Raw genomic sequence first — 17,776 nt, forward strand, 5'->3', positions numbered from 1 at the left:
GGCGGCTGAAGCCACCTGCCATCAGGAAAATCAGTTATAGGCAAAGGCAAACAGGATAGGCGCGCTAACCGCACCGATGCTGATACCCGTTGCGGTGGTTGATGCCAGACCGGCCTGCAGATTCAGTGTCTTGGTATTAAAGTCACCTGCGGCTGGCGTTGAGCCTGCAGTCGCTACCAACAGCTTCTCATTGTTGTTGATATAGGTGGTTGGTGTCGCAACCTGGTTCAACATGATGCCGGTGTTAGTACCGGTAGAGTTAAACATGTTCGGGTTACCCCCCAGAACTGGCCCGCTCACCACCAAATAGGCTTTATCACCCGCAGCACCCGGCGCATCACAGTTGTTCAAGCCCACAGTGAATGACTTTTTGCTGGCAGGGATTGGGGTGGCAACACCGCTAAATGCAGATGCTGCATAGTTACCCAGGTCCAGATTATTGGTCGACAAAGAAACATCACAGGTTGACGCAACAACGTTAGCAGTAACCGTTAATTGGGCGTTAGAGGTTGCTTGTGCATTCCCGGCTACCGCCAGTAAGACCAACGCGGCGGGAGTCAGAGAGAAAATAGTTTTACGCATGGAACAATTCCTTCATGGTGATATTGATTTTCGGTTACCCGATATATAACGTGGTTGTTTTAACCACAGATAAATGCCACCCTCTATTAAATAAAGGGGGCTTTAATACGAAAAATAAGCATAAATAATGTTAATTAATTTATTATTGATATGTGCATACTGACTTAAGTAGAGTGATTAAATATATAATCCCCCCCCTAAAAAACGCGGTTGTTTATCAGCAGAGGATAAAATCACTGCCGGTCACCTCGGTCATAGAAAACTCTATTTTTACTGAATATCGGTATACGGCGCTAATACTGTTGCGCCCCTGAACAAAAAAGGTGATATAAACCGGTGTTGATTGCAACACCTTGCCTAAATCAGGATGACACAATCATAACAAGATTCTAAATAAAGTATATTTGAGCATTTATTTACTTTAAACATAGATTTTTATATCGACACTTGCCGTTTTACATTTTTTTTCTCCAAAAGAAACCATTTAAAACAAATGAAAAAGAATAATAAACTATCTGGTGGTAATGGTGAAATACAGTAAGAAGGCGCTTTGATAGCCTGATAAGGTCAGCATTGATTAAATGTTCAAACTGGCAGTAGTGACCCTTAATGCCCATTGAGTGATATTGCTCTTTATGTCAGTGTTGGTTGCCCCTGTTTTCTTTGCCACAAAAAAAGAGCTACCAATCATAAAAAACATTTCAAAAAACAAAGTTATGAGTGTAGCTTAACCTAAGACAGCATTACTGTTTTTGGTTTAGCGCCGATTAAAGGTTGTTTAGTCCATTAGAGTCATAGATGAAATATATACTTAATCTTACGATTGTGTTTAATCCATCAGAAAAGATCTTGATGGAGTTGAATGATGAAGAGCGGGCAGTGACATTGTCCAACCCGGCAAGTCGGCTATTGCTTGAATTTATCAAACATCAGAATGAACCAATAGAAAGAGACGTACTGCTGAAGAATGTGTGGGAAGACTATGGTTTTACTGCGTCGAACAGTAACCTGAATGCGTATGTTAGCGAACTGAGAAAAGCGCTGGCGGCCTTCGGTGAAGATCCGCAAATCATCACGACGATACCTAAATACGGTTTTCAGTTTACAGCGCGGATTGAGTCAGTACTGAGCCCAACACTGCCCGCGCCAGATAACGGAAAAGAACAAGATGGTGATATAGCCGCAGACACCAAAGAAATATCAACCACTATCCAACCAGATACCGCCCCCCCTCACCCGCCTATTGCCCCGTTACCCCAAGAAGTGATGGCGCCGGGTCGAAAATACCTGACAATGCTGAGATCCAAAATATTACTCATTCTGGTGATACTGTCAGTGTTAGCCACAGCGCTTAAAATTTACGCCAACTGGGCCGATGTTACTATTGGCAAAGCGAATTATTTACTCGCCGGCGAAATTGACCAATGCCAGATTTTTATCCAGAAAAATGTGGCATTCCCTTCAGGAATAGAAACGCTTGATATGGCGCGGCACGACCTCAGGCAGAGAAAAGTAGACTGCTCAGTGGAAAAGCACAGCATCTTTTATACCAAAGGCAGTGATGGCTACAAGATTAATCAGCTCACCTTTATCGGTATATGCGCTGTAGATGAACAGGGCAGATATAACGAGTGCCAAACGATAAGGATTAACTCGGGAGAGGCGCAATGAAAAAGGGTTACCTTACTGTGGTATACCTGGCAATATTAGCCGCCGCCGCTATTTTCTGGGCCTATCAGCTATTGCCTAAAGTTGTTTTACAGTGTGATTCCGAGCTCTATCTGAAAAGAAACGTTAACCTCAATGATTCCGTTTCATTACTGGCGGACGTGAGTGTCTTTTTGTCTCACAATGGCAAGGGGTTCATAAAATTCACCGGCACGGCACAGGATAAAACATCATCATATATACTGAATCGTGCTCTGCCATTTAACTACATGCCTCTTGATAATCACGGTGTTTATACAGTCAAATTCACCACTCAGGTGATAAGAGCTATTGATGATGTCCCCGAAAATGTCTGGTCGAAATTCATTCAGACCACACATGATGATGTGCAGTATTTTTTCAGTATAAAAAACATAGATAAAAACCTGTATGTTATTAATGGCTTATCATCACCAGTATTTATTTGTGCAACGCACTGAATTGCCATTCATATAGCCGAAGGAAAACCCTTTTTCTACGGCTAATGAAGCAGTTCGAGAGGTTGTGAGACATTCGTCATTTTACCCATCACAAAAGCCAGATTAGCCGCAGCGACCAGCGAAGCTGCATGCGCATCGCTACTCATTTGTTGCGCGTTCAACAACCCATTGGCCGCTTCGTTGGCGACAGTAATGGTGCCGACACCATTACGATAAGATTCCAGTGCAGCATCATAGGTAATAAATGACGTTTTCACGAGATTAAGTGCCGCCTGATTGGATTCAAGTGCCGAGCGCAAGGTATCCGCCGCTACCACAATTTCACGAACCGCCAGCTCCTGTGTTTTCTTAAACCCTTCAGCAGCAACGGCCGCACGCGACTCCGCTTCTTTGACCCGCGCCGCCCGTATCCCGCCATCATAAAGAGGCACACTAACACCGACCAAAATGCTGGAAGAGGAAGTCTGCTGGCTGATACCCGGTAGCCCTTGAATATCAAAGCGCCCATCACCGCCTGCGACCGCTCCGGCAAGATAGACTTTCGGCAAGAAATCAGCCTCAGTAGCTTTAATACCCGCCTTGGCCGCTTCGACTGCCGCATAGCTGGCTAACACATCAGGCCGCTGGGAAAGGGCCAGCCGGATCATCTTTTCGGTTGGTGCGTTGGTCACATCCGGTAAAGCGCGATCTTCGGTATAAGCGACGTTGATATCCAATGAAGGAGACACGCCCATCGCACCCAGTAATGCCTGATAAGCATCACGTTCCGTACCTTTTGCCACCACGCGGCGCAGTTCAGACTGTGCAACCTGTTGCCGCGCCAGTGCCACTTCTACTGTAGTGGCAATCCCCTTTTTCTGGCGTTCCTCGGCAGCATCCTGAATTTTTAAGCTATTTTTCAACGTTTGTTCTGCTATCTGCCTCTGGGTCTGCGCGGCACCGTATTGGAAGTAAGTCCGTGTGACATCATAGATTAGCTTCTGATGCATACCATTAAAACTGACATTGGCGGCATAAGAGGTGTGTTTCGCCGCGTCAAGTAATGCACTACGCTGCCCGAAATCAAAGATAAGCCACTGTAATGCCAGTGCCGGAACAACCGCACTCCCAGAGGTATTAACGTCCTTATGGCTGCCAATAGCGTAAGGTAACGGTGTACTGGTACTTTGATAACCACCGATAACACTGGCTGAAATGATCGGTAAAAATACCGCCTCCCCCATTCCGACGACCAATGCAGCCTGCCGCGCCTGCTGCCAGGCAATGCGGGTATCTGGATTCTGATTCTGGGCAATATCAATCAGCTCAGGTAATGAGTAGCGATATCCGCTCTTTATTGTTGGGGGCTGAGGAAGTTCTGCCACCACCGGATTAGCGGGTACAGCGAAGTTACCAGTGCCCGCCGCGCTGCCGGTATTGGCATCCGCTACCCAAGGTTCGGAATAGGAGGTAGGGGCAAGATCCAGGCGATCTGTGGCACAACCGGCGATCAACATGCTCAACCCCAATACCGTGCAAGTCAGGTTAATTTTGGCTATCCGGGCCATCAGTACAGCGTGCGTCATCATGTCATCAAATTCCCAGAAGTTCCTCAAGCCGCTTTATACGTTGTTGAATAGTCAGATCAATCGGCGATAATCCTTGCCGTAATGATTCACTATTCTGTCCTTGTGCATCGGTTAATGCCATCACATCGCCGCCTGCCGAGAGCCGACGCAGTTGCTCCACATCAGACGCCGATTTTTCTGTGGGTAGAAACAGCACTGGGCACAATTTACCCATTTCTGCCAGTATCGCTTGTAAGCGGGCGCACTCTTCCCGTGAAGGGCGTAATTGGGCTGGCTCAAAGGGAACCAGTGCCAGCTCTTCTTGCGCTTGGGTAATCTCCGCCTCAATGGCTGTGGCTTCTCTTAGCGCCGCAGGCCGTGCATCGGGCGACAGGGCGGCTAAATTTGTCAGCCCCTTCAACGCATCACGAATATGTATACGCACCGCGTCTGCAATCGCCACCGGCCACAGTCGGGTAAAGATCAGATACACCACCAAATTACCCAGCAAGATACCGAGCACCCTATCGAGTGCCACCCCCATATCAGTACTCGGCCCGAAGCCTTGCAACACCGTCAACAGGAAAGCCAGCCCTATTTGTACACCGGCATAGGCGATACGCTCGTTACCACACGACACCCAGGCAGCTAACAAAATGCAGCCAAACACCAGCGCCATCAATTGCCCAATATCACTCAGGTGAGGAATAATGAAAATGATCGCCAACACCCCCATTAGCGCGCCGATCAGGCAACCAATAATTCGAAGTACCAACTTATGCACCGTCTCACCAGTGGTCCCCAGCGCCGCAACATAGCAGGTTATCATGGCGGTATGAATATCCTGCCAGTCCAATGCGGTATAAACCAGATAGCAAATCAGAGCAGCGGCAGTGGTCTTTAGCGCAAAGCGCTGATGAACCGGGTTGGTCAGCGCATCCGCAGCAAAGAATGAGGATTTCGGGGCAGTCAAATCTTGCCCATTGTCCGCATTCGCCAGTGCTACCAGCGCGTTTCTGATTTCATTAATTTCATCAGCCGCATTCTCAATAGTAAAGTGAGGGGTAACAGCAAGATTGCCCGCCGCAATCGCCTGCGCCGCCTCGCGACAATAGGCCGCAAGCTCGATACGTACATTCTCTGGCGCGTCAGGGGATAACGCTGACGTTGCCAATAGCAGGCGATAACTGCTTTTTACTGCACTTTCCAGCCAGACCGCTTCGGTTCGGGGACGTAGATGAAAAATACGCACAAAAAGCGCCCGCTGTTGATGCTCATTTTGCCCTTCCTGTAGTAGCCCGCGGATCTTAACCATATTGGTGGCATCGGGTTGGCGCAATGCCTCGGCCACGGTGAAGAGCCGTTCGGCTAAACTGGCCCGCAATAACGTCTGGGGTGCCCGACCAAGGAAAAGATTAAAGCCAATAATCAACAACATCGGGGAAACCGCCATTAACCAGGCATACAACAACCCCCGCGTTGCTACCTCACCCATGGGAATATCGCTGAGCAACGTCATCACAAACGCAATAACCAGCGCAATAATGCTCCCCACCGGGCCGAGCTTACTGGCTGAACCAATATAGAGAAATAGAAACGAGCTGATAATCAAGGCTGCCATGCGCAGCGGCGCGGCTTCCAGCGTGAAATGGATAAGCAGAAATACCAGTCCAACCACCAGCGATACCAGAACGGTGATCGCAATGGCCATCACCATGCTTTCGACACCATCCGGTTTCATCACGAAAATAATCAGATAGCAACTGATCGCAGATTCCGGGATGCCGTATATCATGGCGATCATCGCCATCAATGCACAGAGCGCAGCCACCCGCCAGGCCATTGCCACTCGCCCAGGGAAATAGGCCAAATCTGCTTTTGCCTGGCGGATTATGCCACCGAGCGTACCGTCAGCAACCGTCGTCATTGCGCACGATAACCACAGCAGTCGCCCCGATCCGCATCAGGTCCTCCGGTGGTTTTTCCAGACTTATTCTCACGGGGAAACGCTGGACAACACGTACCCAATTTAATGACTTCGGTACATAAGGCAGACCACGTGGGATATTTAGCATATCCTCAGAGCTAACCCCCCAGCCAATCCCCTCGACCCGCCCCTGAATCGCGCGCTGTCTGTCGGCCATGACATACACGGTAGCGCAATCACCTACTTTGATATGCTTCAACTCCGTTTCACGGAAAAATGCCGAGGCATGCCAATGTTCGGTATTGATAAGGGTAAAAATGGCCTGATCCGGGACAACAAACTCCCCAGCAGAGACCGTCAGCCCCACCACCCGACCATCATGAGGTGCCCGTATTTGGGTATTGGCCAGTTCCCGTTCGGCAATAGCCAGCGCCGCCCGACGTGCGACCACCAGTGCTTCAGACGCTGCGGTAGTGCTGACCAACGCCTCGGCAGCATATGACTGTTTCAATGCCTGTTTCAGGCTGACCTCAGCATCGTGTTTCGCCGTCGCCGCATCATCGACCTGCTGGGCGGTGACATAGCCTTTAGGGAGTAGAGGTTGTAGCCGTGCCAATGTCTGAGTCGCTAACTTGAGATTGGCTTGCGCCCGTACAATCTGTTCATTGGTAATCGCGGCATTGGATTGTTCCGCGACCACCGTCCGTTGCTGGGTATCGCGGGCGGCCTCCGCCATTTTCAATTCAGCCTGCGCCTGTGCGACTTGCAACCGATAGAGATCCGGCTCGATGGTGAACAGCAGGTCACCCCGCCGGACTTTGCTGTTTTCCGCGACATTAATTGAGATAATACGGCCAGGCACCGAGCTGGCAACATGCACCACACTGGCCCCCAATTCTGCATCTTCAGATAATGGATTCAGTGTGGTCTGCCGCACGGAAAGCCAGCCGGATACCACGGCCGCGACGATGATAATGCCGGCGACAATAAGCGCCAGTTGCCGCTTGCGCCCACTCCCTGGTAGTTTATTCATATTTATCATTCATCGTGTAAACAGTAATAGGGAACTGATAAATGCCACAGTCAGCGCCAGGCAGACATAGACCAACAGCCGCAATGGCAGCACCTCATCAATACCCACGCGAATAAACAGAACGCGAGCGATCACCGCCACAATTATCCCGATAAAAGCGCACGCCATCCAGGCAGGAAAGTAGGAACCCACCAGAGAAAATGAGGGTGCCTCAACCCCCGAGCAGCCGCTCAAGACGATAGCCGATAACAGAACCCATGGCCCACGCCACAGATTCTGTTTTGCCGCGCTTAAATACGTGAAGAAAAAAACCTGCGGCTTCCTGAGGGAAGTCATATTATTCATTGAATAGCCTCAATTAACACCTGACATCCCACCAGAAAAACAGGTTTCCGCTCATAAAAAGTCACTATTGACCGCTGCCCAAGGTATTTTTGAATATTTGCCCATCTTTCATGATGATCCGGAATGCTTTCTCTGGCTGAGCAATAAGTTGAATATCACTCAGTGGATCACCATCGACCAGGATCAAATCAGCCAGGGCGTCATTCTCCACCACCCCTAACTTACCGGGATACGGGTTTCTTGGGCCGGAGAAGGCACAGAGTTCAGCATTAACGCTGGTGGCCATCTTGAGAATTTCAAGCGGTGAATACCAACGAACCAACTTGGCTAACTGCGCCCCCTGCCGGGTCGCCAGCCGCGCATCAAACAGCGTATCAGTACCCCACGCCGTCTTGATGTTATATTTTTTCGCCAACATATAGGCCGTATCGGTACCGGCGACCATCTCAAGCTGCTTGGCTCGTGACGCTGGGCTTGCCATTGGCACCGCATCCTCATCATCAAGGAAAGGTTGCAGGCTCCACCAGATGCCTTTTTCTGCCATTAACTGGACGGTTGCTTCATCCACCATTTGGCCATGTTCAATGCACTTAACCCCCCCGTTGATAGCCATAGTGACGGCTCGGGCAGTGTAAGCGTGGACGGTGACATAAGTGCCCCAGTTCTCAGCCGCAGTGACCGCCGCCTGAATTTCGGGAATTGAGCCTTCAGTCACGCTGATGGAGTCATACATGGAGGCCACACCGCCACCGGCCATGTATTTGAGTTGTGATGCGCCCCGCATCAGTTGTTCTCTGGCACGTAAAAGCACCTTGTCAGCCCCATCGGCAATTGCCGTCATGCCCACACGTTCGGCATAACTCAGGGGATCTGATGGTGTATGGGGCAACTCCCCAATCAGGCGAAAATCACCGTGCCCACCGGTTTGAGTAATAAATGCGCCTGAAGGGAAGATACGCGGGCCAATGGCAATTTGCTCATCTATGGCGCGTTTCAGGCCAAAAACCGGCCCGCCCATATCACGCACGGTGGTGAAACCCCGCATCAATGTGGCATCGGCTTCAGCAATAGCCAGTGCCTGGATATAGTTAAAATCTGCTGTCATTGCTGTCATCATCGACGGGCGAGCCATAATGGCGTGCCAGTGTGCATCAATCAGCCCCGGCATCAATACGCCGCCACCGCCGTCAATCAGCTCCACATCCGGTGAGAGCGGTGTATCCGCAGGCTCTACCGACTTGATCTTATTGCCTTCTACTAATACTCGTAGCCCGTCCCGCAGGTGGTCTGAAACACCATCAAAGACACGAACATTAATAAAAGCCATCACGCGCACTGCATTGGCTGCGACATCTCTTTTTTGGGGTTTTGCCCCGGGTATCGCCGCCGTCACGGTCGCCGCTGTGATAGGGGCAGATTGGGCTGCTTTCTGAGTAAACACTGTGTTAATACGGACGAACGCCGGGCTATTACAGAGGCAACCTTCGCCATGCGTGTGGGGAAGCTGAATTAATGGCATATGAGGCATTGTGTTCTCCTTATATGAACTTTCCCTCCATCAATAGCCAGAGAGTCTGTTCTCAATCATAGAACAAATTTATTACGTAACGACTTATTTTAATAGCAAAAACTACCTAGAAATAGTGACAATTCTCTAATCCTGACATGATAAGGTCGATATTTCAGTGGTGAACCGACGGGAATAACGGCGGCTATCACCAGCTAGCCGGAATATGGGCTAAACCCCGCAGAGCCAATTTTTGTGGTCATTAATAAATAGATTATTAACCGATAAATTGTTAATTAATCGACTGTTATCAATCGATCATTAATGAAGCATATTGCCGTATTCTCGTACTACTACGATGGAGCGTTTGTGGGGGAATGAAAGTATCCAGTACCTTGATTATGTATGCTATTGCGCCATTGGCAGTTACGATTATTCTTGGTCCGACGATGCTGTTAGCGCTGACCAATGGAGTGACAAAAAATGCGCGCATAATCGATATGGGGATGGCTGGTGCGGCTATTTCCGATCTGATTTTAATCGGTCTTGTTGCACTTGGTTTGGGTTCATTTTTGCGGTGCCGCCCATCAGGATAATTTGATATAACGAACTGATTAACACCAGTACGCCATAAAGTTAACGCTGGTACGATCCAGACAGCACTCACCAATCAGATAGCGGCGCAAAGCTTTCACCGTTGAAGATTCAGCCGCCACCCATGCATAGAATGTGCTGGCACCTTCGGCTCGCTCCCACAACACATCCCCTCCCAGACTATTCTCTGCTAATGATTGTGCGGCTACTCGTGCCGCCGCCGGAATTTGTACCCACTGACGCACAGCATCAACTAACAAACGGCCATGAGCCGGTTGATGCTCAACATCCCGTGATGACCAGTGCACTTGTGCAAACGGAAATTGATCAAGGTTGATGCAATCACCCGCCAGCGGTACCTCAAAAAAGGCCTGAACGCGTGGTGGGTTAGCTTGTAATGACAGTTGTTCCAAAATAGCCACCGCCGCCGGTAATGCCGTTTCATCGGCAATCAGTAACGCCTGCATCATCTGCGCGGGAGGAACCCACTCGTAACCGCCACTGTCGGATTGACACTCTGCATTCGGCGCAACAACCTGAATAGCATCACCCGGCTGGGCGTGGGTTGCCCAGGCTGATGCTGGGCCAGTCACGCCGTGCAAAACAAACTCCACATCCATCTCGTTCTGCTGCGTACGTAAAGCACGCAAAGTATAAGTGCGCATCACCGGGCGCTGTTCTTTCGCGATAGCCAGGTAATTGCCATACCAATCGTCGCCGTTGAGCACTGGCGTAATTAAACCGTCACCAGCCGGGAACAGTAGTTTGATGCGCTGATCCGGCGCTTCAAGTTTCATACGATTGACTTCTGGCCCTTCAAATACGCAACGCAACAGTGAAGGTGATATATTTTCTTTTTCTTTCAATACGATATCAAAAATTCGGTAGTTTGATGCGCCGGACATGGCAGTTACTCTCCCGCAGAATAGGCTGTGACCCGATGCTGGCACCACAGCCAGCCACTTATACCGCCCAACAGAACGGCCATCATCAGAGCCACAGCAATCAACTGCGACTCACCATAAAATTTTGCCACTAGCGGCACCATCAGCGCACTCATGCCATAACCCAATGTATGGCTAGTCGCTATCACACCGGAACCTTTACCTGTGGATAATTTATCGTTCAACATCAATTGATAACCCGGCGTTGCCATCGCTGCACCGAATGACGCCAGTGCACACCCTGCATAGAATAAGACCAATGGCTGGGCACACATTAATCCTAAGCCAAACACCATGAATAACGCCGCCACCAACAAGAGTTGAGAGGGGCTGAAGCGTTGGGGGCGTACCACCAAAAACTGGGCTAACAAAGTACAACCCGCAGCCACGCTAAGTAAAATTGCCACATGGTGGCTTACCATCGTGGCAGAATGCCTGAATAATAGGTTCAAATGCGGAGCCAGGCCGAGTTGCATCAGGCTGACGATTGCTGCGAGCAGCAATGCACAGAGCAAATAGGGCAGCATACTGAAACGTAAACGATTTTGTTGATGTGCAACCGGTGGCAATGGCGGATCATTATATTGGAAACAGACCACCAGTAGAGCGATTAATGGTGCTATTGCCATCAGCCACAGCGGTGCCATTGGGTGTATCAAGAGGGCAAGAGCGGCACAAAGTGGGCCAAGAAGACGACCGCAACTCAAACCTGAACTGATGGTAGCCAATGCAGCCATACGCTGCTCATACACCGCGCGCTGCAAGGCCCAGGTCTGGCAGGCGGGCACCATGCCTGAGACTGTCAGGCCATAGATAATACGTGCCACAATCAGCCCACCCAGCCCCACCATTTCCGGTAACCACCCCGCCGCTAAACCCCATACCGCCAGCGCCAACAACACAAAACTCAGCAAGTAGCCAGCCAGCGCCATGATGACCACAAATTTACACCCGCGAATCTCCGATTGCCGTCCCCACCACGGTGACCCGACCAAAAACAGCATTGAACCGAGGGTAAGCAAACCAGCCCACACCGACAGTGACAGATCTGTTCTGCTAACCAATACCGGCAACATAACCAATAAACCGTTCTGACCAATCCCCAGCAAACCGGCACAAAAAGCTAACGGCCAATTAGAAGAGGGTATATGCCCGCTTGAGCGTATTTCAGGTTGTGATGAAATTTGCATAAAAAGTGAATTAACCGTTAATAACGTGGGTGATTTATGCATGTTTAATAGAAAAACTGTATCATAAGTTGATTGATAATGATAAATATTATTGATATAAGAATGATTCTCAATTGAATTAAGAGTGACATGGAATCATGACTATCCAGTTAGAAACCGCGACAACCGATGTGGCTGCGCAATGTTTCCTCAATGCATTGATGCGTGAAACCCAGGACTGGCAAATCCTTCCGACAGCGAACAATCAACCCTATCCACAGCTCCATATCCCTCTTTCGTCGTCACAAGCTATCCGTATTGCTTTACGCCATATCTCCCCAACACAACATCATCACTATCTGTTCCCAGCTTATCTATATCAGCAGGACGATGGTGCGGGGGCGGCACTGAGCATGGAACAGTTGGTGACCTTGTTGTTGGATAAACCCGCAGTGAAAGGTGGCCTGTCAGATGAAGTGGTTACACGTTTCCGCCAGCGGGTTCTGGAAAGTCATGACAACACCCAACAGGCTATTAATATTCGTCTGGATTGGCCGTCTCTACGTGATAAGCCACTCAATTTTGCTCAGGCTGAGCAAGGGTTACTGGTGGGGCATGCCTTCCACCCAGCACCAAAATCCCATGAACCCTTCAATGAAAAAGAGGCACATCGCTATCTGCCAGACTTTGCCGCTCGCTTTCCACTGCGCTGGTTTGCCGTGGATAAGCGTTTTTTGTGCGGTGAGAGTCTTACGCTGACACTGCAACAGCGTCTGCAACGTTTCGCCAGCGAGAGTGCGCCGCAGCTACTGGCACACTTTACCGATGATGTTTGGCTGCTGCCGATGCACCCCTGGCAGGCTGATCACCTGTTGTCTCAGGAATGGTGCCAGCAGTTGGTACAACTGAATGCACTGCAAGACTTGGGTGAAGCAGGTGAACGCTGGCTACCGACCAGTTCCTCCCGTTCGCTGTACAGCCCATCAAATCGCGACATGATCAAGTTTTCCCTCAGTGTCCGCCTGACCAACTCGGTACGTACGCTATCGGTAAAAGAAGCTAAACGTGGAATTCGCTTGGCCCGCCTGGCTCAAACCTCGCGCTGGCAAACATTACAAGCACGCTATCCAACCTTCCGGGTTATGCAGGAGGACGGTTGGGCCGGTTTATGTTCCGCTGATGGCACGGTGCAAGAGGAAAGCCTGATGGTGCTACGGGATAACCTGTTGTTCGACCAGCCAGATGCTCAAACCAATGTGCTGGTCACCTTGACACAGGCAGCTCCAGATGGAGGCGACAGTTTGCTGGTTGCCGCCGTGCGCCGTTTAGCGGCACGTCTAAATCTTCCGTTACGCCAAGCCACCCACTGCTGGCTGGATGCTTATTGCCAACAGGTCTTATTGCCGCTGTTCAGTACTGAGGCTGATTACGGTTTAGTGCTATTAGCCCATCAGCAAAACATTCTGGTGGAAATGCAGCAAGACTTGCCGATCGGTATGTTGTATCGCGACTGTCAGGGCAGCGGCTTTACCCATGGCGCTACACCGTGGCTGGAAGAAATTGGCGAAGCCGGAGCGGAAAACCGCTTCACTGAACAACAACTGCTGCGCTACTTCCCCTATTACTTGTTAGTCAACTCCAGCCTGGCCGTGACCGCCGCATTAGCGGCCGCCGGTTTCGACAACGAAGAGAATCTGATGATACGGGTGCGCGACGCACTCCATAACCTGCGGACTACGGCTAAAAATACTCTGTGTTTGGATTACGTACTCGATAACACGCACTGGAACTGCAAGGGCAATTTCTTCTGTTATCTGCATGACCACAATGAAAATACCATCGTTGATCCGGCAGTTATCTACTTTGATTTCGCAAACCCATTTCATTTCCCTCACCTAGAACGCCTGGGAGTTGCCCAATGATGCCACAAGCTAAGTTGATGCACTCTGCGGGCAGTTTTCGCTGTGAACAGTTGGCAAAAAATCTGCCCCTCAGCTTAGGGTTGGACGGCAGCGCAGTGTTGCACTTACCGGGGCCATTACCACCAGGCTGGCTGGTACAGGCATTGGATCAGTTGTTCATTGCCGCACCGCAATTAACCGGTATTGCGTTGCCCTATGCCGAGTGGCGGGAAGAGCCGCAAGCACAGGCCGTGTTTACCTTGAGCTATGGTGACTATCTGGCACGGGATCTATTTTATCAACTACCACTGTGGCTGGGTACGCAACGCCATCGGGCTTCGGATCAGATGCAGTATGACGCCGAGCGGGATATCTGGTTTCCACAACGTGCTGCACGCCCTGACGGCGAAATTTATCGCCGTTTCGATCCGCACATTAAACATACCTTGAGCTTCCGCTTACCGGAAATTGATCGCGACACAGAGCAGTTTACCCGCTGGATGAACTCACCGCGCGTGGATGCGTTCTGGGAAATGAGTGGCCCGCTTGAGGTTCAGGCAGCTTATCTACAACGGCAGTTGGATTCGCACTATTGCTATCCGTTATTGGGCTGTTTTGACGATCAACCATTTGGTTATTTCGAAGTTTACTGGGCAGCAGAAGACCGGATTGGCCGCCATTACCGTTGGCAGCCTTTTGATCGTGGACTACACATGCTGGTAGGTGAAGAGCGCTGGCGAGGAGCGCAGTACATCCGCAGTTGGTTACGTGGCCTGACACACTATCTGTATTTGGATGAACCGCGCACCGCCAGGGTGGTGGCTGAACCGCGTGCCGATAACCAACGTCTGTTCCGCCACCTGCCCGCGGCGGGCTACCACACCTTGAAAGAGTTTGATTTTCCGCATAAACGCTCACGGCTGATAGTGAATCAGCGCGCAGACTTCTTCCGCGAGGGTACGGTATGACCACTGATAATTACGCTAACTGGCAACGTGTTAATCGTCAGATGATCGCCAAGATCCTGGCTGAACTGGAATATGAGCGCACCTTGTGTGCCGCGCCACAAGCCCAGGCATGGAGCATCACCTTGCCGGGTGCGATCTATCGCTTTAGCGCCAAGCGGGGTATCTGGGGCTGGCTGCATATTGATCCCGCCTCATTGCACTGCGAAGGGGTACCGCTGACCGCTGACCATATGCTACGCCAACTGGCCCAAGTGTTGCAGATGGACGATGCGCAAGTTGCTGAACACCTGGAAGACCTCTATGCCACGCTGCGCGCAGACATGCAGTTACTCTCGGCCCGTCAGGGCATGAGTGCCGAAGATCTGATTGCTCTCGACGCTGATGCACTACAGTGTCTGCTGGCCGGCCACCCGAAATTTATCTTCAACAAAGGCCGCCGTGGCTGGGGTCTGACTGCCCTGCATCACTATGCGCCAGAATATCAGGGGCAGTTCCGCCTGCATTGGATCGCTGCCAAACGTGGCAGTTTTGTTTGGTGTGCAGATACCGAATTCCCGTTGGACAGGCTGCTCGACAGTGCGATGGATAGCACGGAACGCCAGCGATTTGAGCGCCACTGGCAGCAGCTTGCGCTGAATGACGACTGGGTACCGGTGCCCTTACACCCATGGCAGTGGCAGCAAAAAATCGCCCTGCACTTCCTGCCACAATTAGCCGAAGGTGAATTGATCGAACTGGGTGAGTTTGGTGACCACTATCTGGCGCAACAATCATTACGTACCTTAACGAATGTCAGTCGCCGCGTGCCATTTGATATCAAATTGCCACTGACCATCTACAACACCTCTTGTTATCGTGGCATCCCCGGTAAATATATCAGCGCGGGTCCTGCGGCTTCGCATTGGTTACAGCAAGTCTTTGCACAAGACCCTACGCTACGTGCAAGCGGTGCTGAGATCCTCGGAGAACCCGCTGCCGGTTATATGATGCACCAGACCTATGCCTCTTTGAATAACGCACCCTATCGCTATCAGGAAATGCTCGGCGTGATTTGGCGAGAAAACCCGTCCTGCTATTTACAACCGGGCGAACAGGCAATTTTGATGGCCACACTGATGGAAACCGATAATCAGGGTCATCCGTTGATTGCCGCCTATATTGCACGTTCGGGGCTGAGTGCCGAAGCCTGGTTAGCACAGATGTTTCGGGTGGTCGTGGTGCCAATGTACCACCTGATATGTTGTTACGGTGTGGCACTGATTGCCCACGGACAAAACATCACTTTGGTGATCAAAGACCATGTACCGCAACGTGTACTATTGAAAGACTTCCAGGGCGATATGCGCCTGGTTGATAAAGAGTTCCCGCAAGCGGCCTCACTGCCCAGCGTCGTAAAAGCCGTCACCGCACGCTTATCTGCCGACTACCTGATACACGATCTACAGACCGGGCATTTCGTCACCGTGCTGCGATTTATCTCACCACTGATGCATGTGTGTGGCGTCAGTGAACACCAATTCTATCAACTGCTGGCACAGGTATTGCGGCGCTACATGGCACAGCATCCAGACATGGCAGAGCGTTTCTCCCTATTTGATTTGTTTAAACCACAAATTATTCGTGTAGTCCTCAACCCGGTGAAACTCACCTATTCAGAGCAGGATGGCGGCAGTCGAATGTTGCCAAATTACTTGCAAGATCTGGATAACCCTCTTTATTTGGTCACCAAGGAGCTAGCCCAATGAATCAAACTTTAGATTTCATCGGCATTGGCATAGGCCCATTTAACCTCAGTATTGCCGCCCTCGGCAGCGAAGTTTCTGGCTTTAACAGCAAATTCTTTGAGCGTAAATCGCACTTTTCCTGGCACCCCGGCATGATGGTGCCAGATTGCCACATGCAGACCAGCTTTTTGAAAGATTTGGTCAGTGCGGTGTCGCCAACCAATCCCTATAGCTTCCTTAACTACTTAGTCCAAAGGAAGAAATTCTATCGATTCCTGACGACTGAACACCGAACGGTTTCACGGGAAGAGTTTGCAGATTATCTCAGTTGGGCGGCCCATGGGTTAAGCTCGCTAGAGTTCAGCCAAGATATTCAGAGTGTGGATTTTGACGACCAGCAGCGCCATTTTGTCGTGACCACAACGCGTAATGTCTACCATGCACGCCATGTTTGTCTGGGGATCGGCAAACGTATCAAGTTGCCGGAATGTGTCGGCGAGCAAAACGATCGCTGTTTCCACGCCAGTGAAATGGCGCTGCGCAATCCCGATCTGTCTGGTAAACGTGTCACCATTGTCGGTGGTGGACAGAGTGGAGCGGACCTGTTCCTCAACATCTTCCGCGCTGAATGGGGCCAACCGAAACAGTTAGATTGGATTTCACGCCGAAATAATTACAACGCACTGGATGAAGCTGCTTTTGCCAATGAGTACTTCACCCCGGAATACGTTGACGGCTTCTATACCCTGAACGACAGCGCCAAGCAACATATGCTGGCTGAACAGAAAATGACGTCTGACGGTATTACCAGTGAGTCGCTACTGGCTATTTACCGTGCTATGTACCATCAGTTTGAGGTGTTACGTGAAAAGCCCTGGGCGCGCCTGCTCCCTAGCCGCTCACTGGCAGCGATCCATCCGCAAGGTAACAGTTACCAATTAGTCACCCATCACCATCTCGATCAAGGCAAAGAAACCTTTGACAGCGACGTGACTATATTCGCGACCGGCTATCAACAGGAACGTCCGGCATTCCTTAAACCACTGGCCAGCCGCCTGATGACCACTGCCGATTATCAATACCGCGTGGCTCCCGACTTCACCCTCGACTGGCGCGGCCCACACGATAACTGCTTATTTGCAGTGAACGCAGGGATGCATAGCCACGGTATCGCAGAACCGCAACTCAGTCTGATGGCTTGGCGATCGGCGCGTATTCTCAACCGGGTTTTAGGTCGTGAACAGTTCGATTTAACGCCCACTCCGGCGGTGATCCAATGGCGTAGTCAGCAACCGGGCGTTATCCCCCACGCAGACCCCCGCGTCCTTGAAACTGCCGGGGTGTTAGCTGCGCGCGCGCACCCGAATCACTTACTTGAGTAATCTCAT

15 protein-coding genes are annotated in these 17,776 nt (G+C 50.7%); 7 read left to right on the forward strand and 8 right to left on the reverse strand.

The features are described from left to right. Positions 1 to 30: 30 nt before the first annotated feature. Entirely contained in the window at positions 31 to 582 is a 552-nt protein-coding gene (locus A6J67_RS22850; protein WP_042568297.1) for a fimbrial protein, read from the reverse strand. 798 nt (positions 583 to 1,380) lie between these two features. Between A6J67_RS22850 and A6J67_RS22855 the strand changes: the two genes are divergently transcribed. Together A6J67_RS22855 and A6J67_RS22860 are read left to right on the forward strand one after the other, a co-directional pair. After that, a complete protein-coding gene (locus tag A6J67_RS22855) occupies positions 1,381 to 2,253 on the forward strand; it encodes a winged helix-turn-helix domain-containing protein (RefSeq protein ID WP_050296949.1) in 873 nt (290 codons plus the stop codon). Continuing rightward, the gene (locus A6J67_RS22860) at positions 2,250 to 2,729 is read left to right on the forward strand and encodes a FidL-like protein (RefSeq protein ID WP_050296948.1); all 480 of its coding nucleotides are present in this window, start codon (positions 2,250 to 2,252) and stop codon (positions 2,727 to 2,729) included. The genes A6J67_RS22855 and A6J67_RS22860 overlap by 4 nt, the downstream gene beginning before the upstream one ends. A 41-nt stretch (positions 2,730 to 2,770) precedes the next feature. On the opposite strand, the gene A6J67_RS22865 is transcribed toward A6J67_RS22860, so the two are convergent. From A6J67_RS22865 to A6J67_RS22885, 5 genes are all read right to left on the reverse strand, one after another. Continuing rightward, a complete protein-coding gene (locus A6J67_RS22865) occupies positions 2,771 to 4,297 on the reverse strand; it encodes a TolC family protein (protein ID WP_050296947.1) in 1,527 nt (508 codons plus the stop codon). Positions 4,298 to 4,301: 4 nt separating this feature from the next. After that, a complete protein-coding gene (locus A6J67_RS22870) occupies positions 4,302 to 6,203 on the reverse strand; it encodes an FUSC family protein (RefSeq protein WP_050288726.1) in 1,902 nt (633 codons plus the stop codon). Beyond that, positions 6,187 to 7,236, reverse strand: a complete 1,050-nt coding sequence (gene mdtN, locus A6J67_RS22875; RefSeq protein WP_032907738.1) for a multidrug transporter subunit MdtN — start codon at positions 7,234 to 7,236, stop codon at positions 6,187 to 6,189. Before mdtN ends, A6J67_RS22870 begins: the two co-directional genes overlap by 17 nt. Positions 7,237 to 7,245: 9 nt before the next feature. Beyond that, the gene (locus A6J67_RS22880) at positions 7,246 to 7,581 is read right to left on the reverse strand and encodes a YtcA family lipoprotein (protein ID WP_050088461.1); all 336 of its coding nucleotides are present in this window, start codon (positions 7,579 to 7,581) and stop codon (positions 7,246 to 7,248) included. 64 nt (positions 7,582 to 7,645) lie between these two features. Beyond that, positions 7,646 to 9,109 carry a metal-dependent hydrolase family protein gene (locus A6J67_RS22885; protein ID WP_080608445.1) on the reverse strand — a complete coding sequence of 488 codons (1,464 nt, stop codon included), beginning with the start codon at positions 9,107 to 9,109 and terminating at the stop codon, positions 7,646 to 7,648. A gap of 356 nt (positions 9,110 to 9,465) precedes the next feature. On the opposite strand from A6J67_RS22885, the gene A6J67_RS22890 reads away from it, so the two are divergent. Next, complete coding sequence (locus A6J67_RS22890; RefSeq protein WP_050296946.1) at positions 9,466 to 9,684, forward strand: LysE family transporter; 219 nt, start codon at positions 9,466 to 9,468, stop codon at positions 9,682 to 9,684. An 18-nt stretch (positions 9,685 to 9,702) separates the two neighbouring features. Here A6J67_RS22890 and A6J67_RS22895 read toward each other — a convergent pair whose 3' ends face one another. Then, a complete protein-coding gene (locus A6J67_RS22895) occupies positions 9,703 to 10,587 on the reverse strand; it encodes a siderophore-interacting protein (RefSeq protein ID WP_005191676.1) in 885 nt (294 codons plus the stop codon). A gap of 5 nt (positions 10,588 to 10,592) precedes the next feature. Beyond that, complete coding sequence (locus A6J67_RS22900; RefSeq protein WP_050296944.1) at positions 10,593 to 11,816, reverse strand: MFS transporter; 1,224 nt, start codon at positions 11,814 to 11,816, stop codon at positions 10,593 to 10,595. Between the two features lie 137 nt (positions 11,817 to 11,953). On the opposite strand from A6J67_RS22900, the gene A6J67_RS22905 reads away from it, so the two are divergent. The 4 genes from A6J67_RS22905 to A6J67_RS22920 are packed head-to-tail and all read left to right on the forward strand — an operon-like array spanning position 11,954 to position 17,770. Beyond that, entirely contained in the window at positions 11,954 to 13,717 is a 1,764-nt protein-coding gene (locus A6J67_RS22905) for an IucA/IucC family protein (RefSeq protein ID WP_050296943.1), read from the forward strand. After that, the gene (locus A6J67_RS22910; protein WP_050296942.1) at positions 13,714 to 14,664 is read left to right on the forward strand and encodes a GNAT family N-acetyltransferase; all 951 of its coding nucleotides are present in this window, start codon (positions 13,714 to 13,716) and stop codon (positions 14,662 to 14,664) included. The genes A6J67_RS22905 and A6J67_RS22910 overlap by 4 nt, the downstream gene beginning before the upstream one ends. Further along, entirely contained in the window at positions 14,661 to 16,409 is a 1,749-nt protein-coding gene (gene iucC, locus A6J67_RS22915; protein WP_050288729.1) for an IucA/IucC family protein, read from the forward strand. Before A6J67_RS22910 ends, iucC begins: the two co-directional genes overlap by 4 nt. Next, the gene (locus A6J67_RS22920) at positions 16,406 to 17,770 is read left to right on the forward strand and encodes a lysine N(6)-hydroxylase/L-ornithine N(5)-oxygenase family protein (protein WP_050088467.1); all 1,365 of its coding nucleotides are present in this window, start codon (positions 16,406 to 16,408) and stop codon (positions 17,768 to 17,770) included. Before iucC ends, A6J67_RS22920 begins: the two co-directional genes overlap by 4 nt. Positions 17,771 to 17,776: the final 6 nt, after the last annotated feature.

It is taken from the genome of Yersinia sp. FDAARGOS_228 (genome assembly GCF_002073315.2).
Classification (GTDB): Bacteria; Pseudomonadota; Gammaproteobacteria; order Enterobacterales; family Enterobacteriaceae; genus Yersinia; species Yersinia intermedia.

Coding starts and splice junctions, on each gene's coding strand:
- A6J67_RS22850 (WP_042568297.1), bottom strand. CDS start 582: ATGCGTAAAACTATTTTCTCTCTGACTCCCGCCGCGTTGGTCTTACTG.
- A6J67_RS22855 (WP_050296949.1), top strand. CDS start 1,381: ATGAAATATATACTTAATCTTACGATTGTGTTTAATCCATCAGAAAAG.
- A6J67_RS22860 (WP_050296948.1), top strand. CDS start 2,250: ATGAAAAAGGGTTACCTTACTGTGGTATACCTGGCAATATTAGCCGCC.
- A6J67_RS22865 (WP_050296947.1), bottom strand. CDS start 4,297: ATGATGACGCACGCTGTACTGATGGCCCGGATAGCCAAAATTAACCTG.
- A6J67_RS22870 (WP_050288726.1), bottom strand. CDS start 6,203: ATGACGACGGTTGCTGACGGTACGCTCGGTGGCATAATCCGCCAGGCA.
- mdtN (WP_032907738.1), bottom strand. CDS start 7,236: ATGAATAAACTACCAGGGAGTGGGCGCAAGCGGCAACTGGCGCTTATT.
- A6J67_RS22880 (WP_050088461.1), bottom strand. CDS start 7,581: ATGAATAATATGACTTCCCTCAGGAAGCCGCAGGTTTTTTTCTTCACG.
- A6J67_RS22885 (WP_080608445.1), bottom strand. CDS start 9,109: ATGCCTCATATGCCATTAATTCAGCTTCCCCACACGCATGGCGAAGGT.
- A6J67_RS22890 (WP_050296946.1), top strand. CDS start 9,466: ATGAAAGTATCCAGTACCTTGATTATGTATGCTATTGCGCCATTGGCA.
- A6J67_RS22895 (WP_005191676.1), bottom strand. CDS start 10,587: ATGTCCGGCGCATCAAACTACCGAATTTTTGATATCGTATTGAAAGAA.
- A6J67_RS22900 (WP_050296944.1), bottom strand. CDS start 11,816: ATGCAAATTTCATCACAACCTGAAATACGCTCAAGCGGGCATATACCC.
- A6J67_RS22905 (WP_050296943.1), top strand. CDS start 11,954: ATGACTATCCAGTTAGAAACCGCGACAACCGATGTGGCTGCGCAATGT.
- A6J67_RS22910 (WP_050296942.1), top strand. CDS start 13,714: ATGATGCCACAAGCTAAGTTGATGCACTCTGCGGGCAGTTTTCGCTGT.
- iucC (WP_050288729.1), top strand. CDS start 14,661: ATGACCACTGATAATTACGCTAACTGGCAACGTGTTAATCGTCAGATG.
- A6J67_RS22920 (WP_050088467.1), top strand. CDS start 16,406: ATGAATCAAACTTTAGATTTCATCGGCATTGGCATAGGCCCATTTAAC.